The organism is Cohnella sp. SGD-V74 (genome assembly GCF_003001675.1).
Lineage (GTDB): Bacteria > Bacillota > Bacilli > Paenibacillales > Paenibacillaceae > Cohnella.
On the sequence record NZ_PVYW01000001.1, the window covers coordinates 479,984 to 491,639 of the forward strand.

Consider the following 11,656-nt stretch of genomic DNA (forward strand, 5'->3'; position numbering starts at 1 on the left):
CTGAGCAAGCTTATAGCACCGATGTACCACAGTTTGCTGCTGCAGCCCGACTAAGCAAGCTTATAGCACCGATGTACCACAGTTTGCTGCTGTAACCCGACTCAATCGGCTTAGATTCTTCGACATCTTGGTTACGTTACTTCGGGATTACCCTGCTAGGGCGTGTATGCATACACGCCCTAGAACGGCTTGGCGATCATAAGCGCCAGAACGGCGATCGGCAGCAAGGTCGCGGCTGCTCCGAAGACGGCCCACAACCGCGATGCTCGCCGGTACTCCGCGATTAAGCTTCCTCCGGCGACCGATGCGGCGCTGTGACGGATCATCGCCCGCTGCAGCGGGATCAGCACCGCTCCCCAGATGAGGCCGGTCGCTCCGAAGACGGCGAGCGATACCGTCAGCCAATTGCTCTCGTTCATCGGAATGCCGGCTTTGTGAGCCATCGCGATGCCGGACACCGTAACGAGGACGATGCCAGGCAGCGTAAAGACGAAGTCGGCCAACATAACGCTCTTCGCGGCATCATGGACGACGACCGGATTCCCTCCGAGATCGGCCCGCACTTTCCAGAAAGCGGCCGTGACAATGTTGCCGACGAACAGAACGACTCCGACAATGTGAAGCGTTAGCCACAAATTCATCGGTTACCCTCTCCTTTTAACGTGTATGAGACTGAAGCAGGCTGCGAATGAGCCCGGTAAAATCCGAAGCGGCGAAGTCGGCGGATACGCCGGGAATGGAAGAGCGCACGCGCAGTCCGAGCGAGATCAGCACGAACAAATCGCCCATTTTTCCCGCGTCCACAGTGTCCGGAATGACGCCGTGCCGCTGCCCGGATTCGATCCATTGCCTGGAAAACCATGCAGTCTGCTCATAGTAGCGTCCCAGCGCTTCCCCGACGGCGGGGTCCTCTTCCTTGCCCAGCAAGTAGGCGAGCACCTTGTTCGTCACGTCCTGTCCGTCCTCCAGCGCGGCGAAGTCTTCGGCGATCTTGCTCAGCGGTCCTTCGAACGTCTTCACTTCGCGCTCCGTCTCCGCCGTAAACCGCTTGTCGGTCTCCTCCAGCCGTTCGTGCAGCACCCAGGCGAAGATCTCGTCCTTGCTTCTGACATGGTGAAAAATCGCTCCCTTGGACAGCTTCGACCGGTCCATGATGTCGTTCATCGTAATGGAGGCGCAGCCTTTTTCCCGAATGAGCTCCTTCGTCGCGTCGAGCAGCCGGCCGATCGTCATCTGCTTGCGTTCCTCTTGCTTCACGGACGTCTTCCCCCTCTCTCTTTGTTTTCATTTTACAAACAGACCATCGGTTTGTAAATAGAGAAATCCGACGACGACCCCCATATCGTCTGTCGGATTCGAACTGCTCAGCCGGTTTTTTGTACATAGAGCCCGCCGCCTTCCTGCCTGACGAAATAGGGCAGTGATTTTATACTTTCTGATATTGCGAAAAAACCCATCCCGCGCCTTCCGGAGCGAAGATGGGCTTCTCGATAGAGCTACAGGTTTACTGCTGCGATACGGATTTGAACCAATCGTTGACTTCCTGCGTCACCTGATCGCCGCCGTTGGCTTTCCAGCTGGCGACGAAGTCGTCGAAAGCGTCTACCGGAAGCTTGCCGTAGATGATTTTGTTGAACGTCTCCAGCTCGGATTGACGAAGCAGGTTCCATTTCGAGATCATCGTCGGCGTAGCCGCGCCGGTGAAGTAGTTCTGCTTGCGGATGTCCATCTGCGACATGACGACCTTCGCGGCGTACCAGTTTTCCGGCTTGCGGAACGTGGCGAGCTGCTTCTCGTAAGGCGTCTCCGGCGCGCCGCCGTCCGCGAGCTTGACGAGGGATTTCATGTACAGGTCCGGAATGCGCGCCGGTCCCGTAATGTATGGGAACTTGTCGAAGAAATCCTTGATCTTGTCCTTGTCGTTCGTCGGCTGTCCGTCGACGATATCCCAGTCGTAGCCTTGGGCGAAGCCGTACTCGTACGGGCTGCCGACTTGAGGGTTGGCCAGGTTGTCGAGCAAATAGTTGTAGTACAAAATAATCGCTTCAGGGTGCTTGGCGTCCTTGTTGATCATGAAGCTGCTGTTGACGCCGGAGTTTTGCCATTTCGTGCCCATATGGCCGTCCGGGCCGGCAGGCACCGGATACGCCTTGTATTTCGAGCCCGGAACGTTCTTCAGCAAATCCGGAGCCGGCCAGTCGGGAACCCAGTTCGCGCCCGGCAGTACGCCCGCGTTGCCCTTCGTCCAGATTTCGGCCGATTTGCCTTCGTCCCACAGCGCCGAGTCCGGATGAATATAGCCTTTGTCCATCCACTCCTGCAGCTTGGCGAGCGCCTGCTTCGCGCCCGGGTTGACGGAGCCGTATTCAAGATTGCCGCTCGCGTCTTTGTTCCATTGCTCCTGCACGGTGCCGTAAGCGCCGAACATCCAGTCGAGTCCGCCCATCCACGTGTTCGTGTTGTTCTTCAAGGAGATGGCCAGCGGATAGACGTCCTTCGGAGCCAGTCCGTCCGGATTCTCGTTCTTGAACTTGTCCATGATGATCTCCAGATCGGCGATCGTCTTCGGAGCTTCGAGCTGGAGCTTCTCCATCCAGTCTTCGCGGAGCCAGAGAATCGTGTCGTCGTTGTCCGTGTACTCCATGATCGGCAGATTCCATTTCTTGCCGTCCTTCGTGAACGGATACCACAGCTCGGGATGCTCCTGGGCATGGCCTTTCCAGAGGTCGTTCGCATACTTGTCGAACAGCTCGTCGATGGGCATGAACTGTCCGGAGTCGATCAATTGGTTCGTCAGAACGGCGTCCGTAGGCACCATGACGAAGTCGGGCAGCTTCTCTCCGGAAGTGAGCGCGAGTTGAAGCTGCTGCTTATACTGATCGCTGCCGGCCGGATACCACGTATCCTTGTGCTTGATGCCGAGCGTTTCGAGCATCCATCTGTCGTGGACGTTGTTTTCCTTCGTTTCGCCTTTCGTGTACTCCTTAGGCATAATAATCGTGCTGATCTCGATCGGCGGATCGTATTTGCCTCTTTCGAACGCGAGATCCGCTTCCGACTTCGATTCGGACGCCGATGCCGAAGCGCTGGGGCTTGCCGATCCGGTCGCGGCCGCGTTGCCGCCGTTGTCCGCGTTGTTGCTGCAAGCCGATACGACCAGCGTCGCGCCTACGAGCGGCAGCCACAGCTTTCTGAATTGACTCATGTTTGCTTATCCCCCTACGTTGTAAGATTGTCACATGAGTAACTGTACCAACGGCGCATGACGGTCATCTATAGGATTTTGTTAGTTTCGATAGGAGTCTGTCATGTTGTTGCTTTGCCGTCCCGATATTCCTGCGGCGTCACTCCGTACTGGCGCTTGAACACTTTGATAAAATAGGCCGGATCGAGGTAACCGATCTCCGAGCTGATCTCGTAAATCTTTTTGTCGGTCGTCTTCAGCCTGTGGCAGGCCGTTTCCATCCGCAGCCGGGAGACGTAGTCGCTCACGCCTTCCCCGGTCTCTATTTTGTAAAGTTTCGACAAATGCGTCGGATGAAGGTTGACGTGATCCGCCAGCGCCCGCAGCGAAACGTCCAGGTGCAGATTGCTCTCCACGAACTCCTGGATCTTCTTCACGTATACGGAGCGAATGTCCTTCACTTCGCTCGACACGCTTTCCTTCAGCTTGCCCAAGGCGCCGAGCGACCAATTGCGCAGCTTGCCGATCGAGGAGAAAGCTTCCCCGTTTTGCAGCGGCTCGATATCGTCGCCGATCAGCGAGGCGAGCGACTGGCCGTTGCGATGGGCGTAATGGGCGAACGAAGAAGCGACAACGTATCCCGCCTCCAGGCAATGCTCCCACGACTCGGAGCCCTTCTCGTCCAGCTCCGCGCAGATGTCGAGCAGCTTACGCTCGGCGGCGTCCCAGCGCCCGGCCTCCAGCAGGTTGCCGAGACCGGGCGGCGCATGCAGCACGTCCAGCGATTCCTGCGAGACGCCGCGCTGCAGGTCGCCGGCCCGCATGACGAATTCCCGTTCGTCGCCGACGATCTGCCGGAAGTAGGCCAGCGCGTGGCGATACCGCTCCGCGACCTTATCCGGGAATGCGAACGTCTCCGTCGTGACGATCGACAACGACCCCTTCAGAAATTGCTTCACCTTCGCCTGAAGCTGCATGGACAGCTTCTCCAGCAGCATGTCCGTCCCGATCTCGGACCCGTCCCCGAATTGCAGCAGGAAGGCGAGATAGCCGTGCTCCTCTTTCACTCCCCACACGTTCGCGTATTCGCCGAATATTTCCTCGGCAATGTTGATAATCGCGTACTCCAGCAGCTGCTGTCCGTTGTTCCACGTTCGGCCGAATTCTTCCTCCAGGCGGACGAGCAGCAGCGCGCATCCCCCCCGGCGAAACGGCAGACCGTAGTTCTCCAGCTTGCGGCTCCATTCCTCTTCCGACAGACGCTCGCCGCGAAGTGCGCTCAGCAGCAGTTGCCCCCGCAGCAGGGGAAGATTTTCGCGCAGCGTATATTCCGTGCGCTCGCGGGAGCTGACGCTTTCCCACTCCGCCTTGAGCTGGGAGACGGCGGCGCGCGCCGCCTCCATCAGCTCCGCATCGGTCGGCGGCTTGAGCAAATAGTCGACCGCCTGGTTGCGGAGCGCCTCCTGTGCGTATTCGAAGTCGGAATGGCCCGACAGAATAATGCACTTGATCCGCCTGTCGCGCTCGCGAATTTGCTCGATCAGCTCGATGCCCGTCATCTCGGGCATCAGAATGTCGGAGATGACGAGGTCGATCGGATAAGTCTCTATGATGCGCAGCGCCTCCTGCGCGGAATACGCCTTGTGCACCTGCTCGATGCCGAGCTCGTGCCACGGCTTGGTCGTCGATAGGTTGTCCACCCAATGGGCTTCGTCGTCAACGATGATCATTTGCATCTGTCCGGTCTCCTTCTTTGTGGTCTTTCGGACTTCGTTCCGCCGTCTGAACGGACTCCGGGATTTCCCATACGATTTCCGTCCGGAGCCCTCCCAGCTCCGACCCGGAAAAACGCAGTCCCGACTTCTCTCCGAATTGCGTCACGAGCCTCTGGCTCGTATTCCAGAATCCGTAGCCCATGTCGTCCTGCAGCGGCTCTTTCATTTTGCGGTTCAACGCCTCCAACTGCTCTTCGTTTAGTCCCGGTCCGTCGTCGTCCACGCAGATGCGGCACAGTCCGTCCTTCGTCTCCCCGACAATACGGATTTCTCCCGACGAATACGACTTACCGACGCCGTGAATGACGGCGTTCTCGACAATCGGCTGAAGCAGCAGTCGCGGCACTTGCTGCCGCTGCATCTCGTCGGGGATGTCGATCGAATAGTGAATCCGGCCGTTGCGAAGCTTCTGGATGTCCAGATAGTTGACGATCAACCGAATCTCGTCGCCCAGCGACGCCGTCGGCCGTTCCATGCGCGTGATATAGCGATAATACGCGCTCAAATTGTGTCCCATGGAGACGACGGCTTCCTCGTCCTTCATCTGGGCCATGTTAATCATATAGCCAATGCAGTTGTACAGAAAATGCGGATTGATCTGCGCCTGCAGCTGTTTTAACGTCGCTTCCCGCGCCCTCAGCTTCTCGTTCAGCACGTTCTCGATCAGGCTCTGGATCTGCCGCGACATGTCGTTGAAGCGATAGAACAGGAACGCGAACTCGTTGTTCGCATTGGCGTCGATGCGCACCGAGAAGTCCCCCCGCTGCACGCTCTGAAGTCCCCGGATCAGCTTGCGGATCGGACGCTGCACGTTGCGGTAGATAAGCACGGAAGCCGAGATGCCGACGACCGACAGCAGCACCATCGTCAAATAGAACATGTTGCGGCTGTACGAGATCGGACCGAGAATCTGATCGACCGGCACGGCGTCCACCAGATGCCAACCCAGCTGCGGCGACAGCACGGCGCTGATCAGGTAGCTCTTGCCCTGCAGCTTGACGACCTGCTGCATCGTCTCCTTCAGCTCCGTTCCGTCGAGGTAACGGACCAACTCGTCCGTAAGCTGCGCGGAAGCGCTCCGGTTCGCGATCGGCTTGTCGCCGCGGTGGTAGAAGATCGGATCGCCCCGGCCGCCTGCCTTGTACGAATCCAGCATGTTCTGAATGTTGTCGTGCTTAAATCGGGCCTCCACGACCAGGTTGCTTCCCATCAGCACGTTCTGCTGGCCGAAAGAATCGGTGTAAAACCAATGAAAAGCCGGCTGCTGTCCAGGCGCGGGCTCGGTGCCGTCCCCGTAGGACCATTTGCCGGTGACGTTGCGCTTCAAGTAATCCTCGTCGTAGGCCGCCCCGTCCTCGCTCGCGTTCGAGATCGCTTCCTGGTTAAGCTGCGAGTACACCGTGAACCGCACCGGCCAAATGTTCATGATCCCGGATTGCAGCGCCATTTTCTCCTGGATGACGTACCTCGTCTGCATTTTGTCGTAGCGGTCGTCCCAAATGTTCAAGCCGTTGAACTTGCGCACGTTCGGGTCGCGGGAGAACGTGACGACGAAGTCCATCGTCTGGTTGATGCGCGAATCGATCTGGCCGGACAGGAACGACAGCTGCCGGATGTTCGACGCCTTAAGCTCCTTGTCGACGACGTCCGTCGCCACCTGATTCGAATACGTATACAGCGCCAATATCGGGATGAACAGCAGCGCGATCAGTCCGTTCATTTTGGCGAACAGGCTTGATTTTTTCGTGACGTAATTCATGCTCTTGCCCAGCTTCATATCCGATCCCCCCGACTCATGACCCTAACAAAACCCTATCGATCCTAACATTGTCCTATAGTTCGATGCTTACACGCGTTGTTACTATGATATAGCAGGCCTTCGCCTGAACTACAATGGGATTTTATGGAACGGGAGAGAGCTATGAACGATACGACTATGCCGAATGCGAAACTGACTAAAGCCCCCGGAACGCGCAAGAGAAAAGGTTATCGTATTCCGTGGACGCTGCACCTGATGGTACTTCCGGCCGTCGTGCTCGTATTCGTTTTTTCCTACCTGCCGATGTCCGGCATTATTATCGCCTTCCAGGACTACAAAGCGGCGCTCGGCATTACCGGCTCCCCTTGGGTCGGCTTGAAGCACTTCAACTACATGTTCGAGAACGAGTACTTCGTGAAAATCATCGGCAACACGCTGCTGTTCGCCTGCTCCAAGGTCGTCCTGAACCTGATCATTCCGTTTACCTTCGCGCTGCTGCTGAACGAGATCCGGCATATGGGCTACAAGCGGGCGATCCAGACTCTCGTCTACTTGCCCCACTTTCTGTCGTGGGTCATTCTCTCCGGCATTCTGATCGACTTGCTGTCCCAGACCGGAATCGTGAACCAGTTCCTGATGAACCTGTTCGGCTTGGAAAAGCCGATCTTCTTCCTCGGAGACGGCACTTGGTTCCGGCTTACGATTATTTTCAGCGATGTGTGGAAGGAATTCGGCTTTAATACGATCATCTTCCTGGCCGCGCTCGCCGGCATCAATCCGTCGCTCTACGAAGCGGCCGAGGTGGACGGCGCCGGGCGCTTCAAGCAAACGATGTACGTGACAATTCCGTCGCTCATTCCGATCCTGATCGTCGTAGCGACGCTGGCGCTGGGCAACGTGCTGAACGCCAACTTCGACCAAGTATTCAACCTGTACAGCCCGATGATCTACCAGCAAGGCGATATCATCGACACGTTCGTGTACCGGGAAGGCCTTCTGAGCGGCCAATTCAGCTTCGCGACGGCCGTCAGCCTGTTCAAATCGGTGATCAGCTTGATCTTGATCGTCATTTCGTACCGATTGGCCTACAAGCTTGCCGGATACAGAATATTTTAGACAAGTTCAACGCATCCGGTTTTCAATGCCAGGCGGACTTGTTGAATAACCTTTTCAAAATGAAAGTTCAGCAAGTCCGGTTTTCAGCACCGAGAATGTTGGATGAAGACCGGCGATGAGGAGCGGAGCGTAGTGAAAGCTACGTGAGCACCGGAAGAACCGGCTGAATTCAAGATTCGACGTCGAATCCACTTCCTGGTATCACTTCGTGATCAAAATCGGACTTGTTGAACAACCTCTTCATAGGAAGGATGACATCGCTTGTATCATAAAACACTGCCTTACCGCATATTCAGCGTCTTCAACTATACCTTGCTCGGCGCGGTTTCTATTCTCTGCTTGCTGCCGATGTATCATTTGCTCATGGTGTCGCTCAGCTCGACGGCTCCCGCCAACGCGGGGCTCGTGTCGTTCTGGCCGATCGGCTTCACGCTGGAAGCCTACGCCCGAACGTTCGACAACGTCAACTTCCTGACTTCTCTATGGGTGTCCGTCAAAAGAACGGTATTCGGCACCGGGCTGGCTCTGGTCGTCAACGCCATCGCCGCTTACGCGCTGTCCAAGGACGCTCGCGTGTTCCGCGGACGGAACGTTTACCTGTGGTACTTCGTCGTCACGATGCTGTTCAGCGGCGGCTTGATTCCGAGCTACATTCTCATTCTGAAGCTCGGACTCATGAACAAGCTGATGGCGCTCATTCTGCCGGGTCTGGTGGCGGTGTACAACATCATTCTGATGCTGAACTTCTTCCGCACCGTCCCTCGCGAGTTGGAGGAAGCGGCGTTCATGGACGGCGCCGGCCACCTGCGGACGTTCTTCTCGGTGTACTTGCCGATCTCGCTGCCTTCGATCGCGACGATTGCCTTGTTCACGATGGTCGGACACTGGAACGCCTACTTCGACGGCTTGATCTATATGAAGGGAGCCGAAAATCTGCCGCTCGCCAGCTTCATGCAAACCGTCATCGTGCAGGGCAACATGACCAGCTTCGATCCCGATATGATCGCCAACATGTCCCAGCGCACGATCCGCGCCTCGCAAATCTTCATCGGCGCGCTGCCGATCCTGCTCGTCTACCCGTTCCTTCAGCGCTTCTTCGTCAAAGGAATCGTCATCGGCGCGGTCAAGGAATAGTTGCGCCGCCGGTCTAAGCGCCTCTTTGGGGGCGCTTTTTTGGCCTCCGCTCATCACACCCGCCGCCACTCGCCAGACCTCAGGGCACTTTCTTGGCCTTAGCCAATCGAGCACAGTCGCTGCGAAAGAGGGGCTGTCCCATACAGCGTATAGAACAGCCCTGACTTCATATTAGTTGGTCGTCTTTGCAGTTTGGCGCCCGAGATAACGGCCCAATTGGTCGTTTCTTCGCCAGACTCCCCGAATTTCCCTCATCAGCGATCCCTCAGACCGCTATTTCGCCGAACTCCCACGGACTTCCCGTATTAGCGGCCTCTCGGACGTTACCCGACGTTCCCCGGCTGGATCACTTGATCAGCCGGAAAGGAAGGGCGGAGTTAGTCTGGCTGTTGGGCCCTACGTAGGCGATGAATGCGCCGGCGTCGCTGCTGTGAGTCAGGTCGGAATGGTAGTAGCGAAGCTGCGGCTCCTCAAGCGCAAACTCGATCTCGCGGCTCTCGCCGGGCTGAAGCACGACTTTGCGGAACGCCTTCAGTTCCTTCACCGGACGCACGACTTCTCCAGACAGGTCGCGGACGTACAGTTGGACCGTTTCCTCTCCGGCGACGGCTCCCTTGTTGGTAACCGTAACGGAGATGCGCAGCGGACTGTCCGGCGTCATCTCATCCGACGATAGCCGCGCGCCGCCATACTCGAAATCCGAGTAGCTCAGACCGAAGCCGAATGGCAGCAGCGGCTCGTTCGGAATGTCCAAGTATTGAGATACGTACCGGACCTGCGCGTCCGGCGCGCCTTGCGGACGGCCCGTGTTGTAGGCGTTGTAATACACCGGCACTTGGCCGACGCTGTAAGGGAACGACATCGTCAGACGTCCCGACGGATTGGCGTCCCCGAACAGCAGATCGGCCACCGCATCCCCCGCTTCGGAGCCCGGGAACCACGCTTCCAGAATCGCGTCCGCTTCGTCGTACACGCCGTGCAAATCCAGCGGGCGGCCGTTGAACAGCACGACGACGGTCGGCTTGCCGAGCGAACGGATGCGGCGAACGAGCTCAAGCTGAACTTCGGGCAGCCGAATGTCGGCCCGGCAGCCCGCTTCCCCGCTCATGTCCGAATGTTCGCCGAGCGCCAGCACGATCGTGTCGGCTGCCTGCGCCGCGGTCAAAGCCGCTTGCCATTGCTCCGCCTCGGCCGTCTCGATGCCGCAGCCTTCCGCCACCAGCAGCTCCGTCTCGCCGTCAAGCTTGCTCCTCATGCCGTCGGCGAGCTTGATCGCGTCCTCCTTCGAGCCCGTCCAAGACCACGGCCCAAGCACGTCTCCACTCGTCGCGAACGGACCGATCAGGGCGATTATCCTGTTTTTGTCCAAGGGAAGCACGCCCTCGTTTTTCAGCAGTACGCACGACTTCACGGCCAATTCCCGGGATACGCGGCGATGCTCGTCGCAGAACACGACCTCTCGCTCCCGCTGCGGATCGGCCGCGCGGTACGGGTTATTGAACAAGCCGAGCTTCTTCTTGAGCGTCAAAATGCGCAGCACCGCTTCGTCAATCAGCGACTCTTCGATCTCCTTGCTTCCTACAAGCTCGGAGAGATGCTTCACATAGCAGGAGGTCATCATCTCGATGTCCACTCCCGCCTTCATCGCCTTCAGCGCCGCTTCCCGTTCGTCCGAGGCGATGCCGTGCGCGATCAACTCCTTCACTGCGCCCCAATCGGATATGAGCACGCCGTCGAAGCCCCACTCTTCCCGCAGCAGCTTGCGCATCAACTTGGCGTTGCCCGTCGCCGGAATGCCGTCGACCGTGTTGAACGAGGTCATGACCATCTCGCAGCCCTCGTCCAGAGCAGCTTTATACGCCGGCAAATAGAACTCTCGCATCTGTCGGTCCGACAAGTCGACCGTATTGTAATCGCGACCGGCCTCGGCCGCCCCGTACGCCGCGAAATGCTTGACGCAGGCCGCGACCCGATCCGTATCGACGGACAGATCTTCGCCTTGGAAGCCTCGTACGAACACTCGGGCAAATTCCGAATTCAGATAAGGGTCTTCCCCCGTCGACTCCATCACCCGGCCCCATCTCGGGTCGCGCACGAGATCGACCATCGGAGCGTAGGTGACGTGGACGCCCGAGACGGACGCTTCTTTGGCCGCAATCTCCGCGCTTCGCTCCGCCAGCTCCAAGTCCCATGAACAACCGATCGCCAGCGGAACCGGAAAAATTGTCTTAAACCCGTGCACGATATCGGCCATCATCAGCAGCGGAATGCCGTGGCGATTGTTTACCATGTGCGTTCGCTGCACGTTGATCACTTCCTGCGCTCCGGCCATACCGAGCACCGAGCCGGAATTGCGAACGGTCGTCTCGTCGATGCCGAGCGACGCCATCGGTCCGGTAATCAGCCCCTCATCCTTCGCACCTTCGTAAAAAGGAACCGCTAATTGAATCAACTGCGCGATTTTCTCGTCCAACGTCATTTGCCCTGCAAGCGCTTGTAAATCGTGTCTCTTATCGTTCCACTCCGCCATGTATTCGCAACCTCTCAGATGATATCGAAACGTTTCGATTCAGTTTCATTTCGATTATAAAACCGCACCAACCGCCCTGTCAAACACTCAATTCGCCCTATTGAATACGATTTCCATATCCGGTATAGTTATAATCGAAACGTTTCACCCGAAATCGA

Annotated in this window: 8 protein-coding genes; 2 read left to right on the forward strand and 6 right to left on the reverse strand. The window is 57.5% G+C overall.

Annotation, left to right across the window (positions count from 1 at the left end; translation table 11 throughout):
- Positions 1-179: 179 nt before the first annotated feature.
- The 5 genes from B0G52_RS02205 to B0G52_RS02225 form a co-directional block, all read right to left on the reverse strand.
- Positions 180-641 (reverse strand): DUF2269 family protein, encoded by a 462-nt coding sequence (locus B0G52_RS02205; RefSeq protein ID WP_094041862.1) that lies wholly within the window; start codon positions 639-641, stop codon positions 180-182.
- Between the two features lie 16 nt (positions 642-657).
- Positions 658-1,257 (reverse strand): TetR/AcrR family transcriptional regulator, encoded by a 600-nt coding sequence (locus tag B0G52_RS02210; protein WP_094041863.1) that lies wholly within the window; start codon positions 1,255-1,257, stop codon positions 658-660.
- Positions 1,258-1,504: 247 nt separating this feature from the next.
- On the reverse strand, positions 1,505-3,205 hold the full coding sequence (locus tag B0G52_RS02215) for a type 2 periplasmic-binding domain-containing protein (RefSeq protein WP_094041864.1): 1,701 nt from the start codon (positions 3,203-3,205) through the stop codon (positions 1,505-1,507).
- 101 nt (positions 3,206-3,306) lie between these two features.
- Positions 3,307-4,920, reverse strand: coding sequence for a response regulator transcription factor (locus tag B0G52_RS02220; protein ID WP_094041865.1), 1,614 nt, complete (start codon positions 4,918-4,920; stop codon positions 3,307-3,309).
- The gene (locus tag B0G52_RS02225) at positions 4,901-6,736 is read right to left on the reverse strand and encodes a sensor histidine kinase (RefSeq protein ID WP_233162269.1); all 1,836 of its coding nucleotides are present in this window, start codon (positions 6,734-6,736) and stop codon (positions 4,901-4,903) included. Before B0G52_RS02225 ends, B0G52_RS02220 begins: the two co-directional genes overlap by 20 nt.
- A 144-nt stretch (positions 6,737-6,880) precedes the next feature.
- On the opposite strand from B0G52_RS02225, the gene B0G52_RS02230 reads away from it, so the two are divergent.
- Together B0G52_RS02230 and B0G52_RS02235 are read left to right on the forward strand one after the other, a co-directional pair.
- Positions 6,881-7,834: an ABC transporter permease gene (locus B0G52_RS02230; protein WP_094041866.1), complete on the forward strand. Its 954-nt coding sequence runs from the start codon at positions 6,881-6,883 to the stop codon at positions 7,832-7,834.
- Positions 7,835-8,095: 261 nt separating this feature from the next.
- Complete coding sequence (locus B0G52_RS02235) at positions 8,096-8,968, forward strand: carbohydrate ABC transporter permease (RefSeq protein ID WP_094041867.1); 873 nt, start codon at positions 8,096-8,098, stop codon at positions 8,966-8,968.
- Between the two features lie 346 nt (positions 8,969-9,314).
- Here the strand turns inward: B0G52_RS02235 and bglX are convergent, their stop codons facing one another.
- The gene (gene bglX, locus B0G52_RS02240) at positions 9,315-11,498 is read right to left on the reverse strand and encodes a beta-glucosidase BglX (RefSeq protein WP_094041868.1); all 2,184 of its coding nucleotides are present in this window, start codon (positions 11,496-11,498) and stop codon (positions 9,315-9,317) included.
- Positions 11,499-11,656 lie beyond the last annotated feature (158 nt).

What these genes read in the sequence shown, in the direction of transcription:
- B0G52_RS02225 (WP_233162269.1), bottom strand. Translation starts at nt 6,736, where the DNA reads ATGAAGCTGGGCAAGAGCATGAATTACGTCACGAAAAAATCAAGCCTG.
- B0G52_RS02220 (WP_094041865.1), bottom strand. Translation starts at nt 4,920, where the DNA reads ATGCAAATGATCATCGTTGACGACGAAGCCCATTGGGTGGACAACCTA.
- B0G52_RS02215 (WP_094041864.1), bottom strand. Translation starts at nt 3,205, where the DNA reads ATGAGTCAATTCAGAAAGCTGTGGCTGCCGCTCGTAGGCGCGACGCTG.
- bglX (WP_094041868.1), bottom strand. Translation starts at nt 11,498, where the DNA reads ATGGCGGAGTGGAACGATAAGAGACACGATTTACAAGCGCTTGCAGGG.
- B0G52_RS02205 (WP_094041862.1), bottom strand. Translation starts at nt 641, where the DNA reads ATGAATTTGTGGCTAACGCTTCACATTGTCGGAGTCGTTCTGTTCGTC.
- B0G52_RS02230 (WP_094041866.1), top strand. Translation starts at nt 6,881, where the DNA reads ATGAACGATACGACTATGCCGAATGCGAAACTGACTAAAGCCCCCGGA.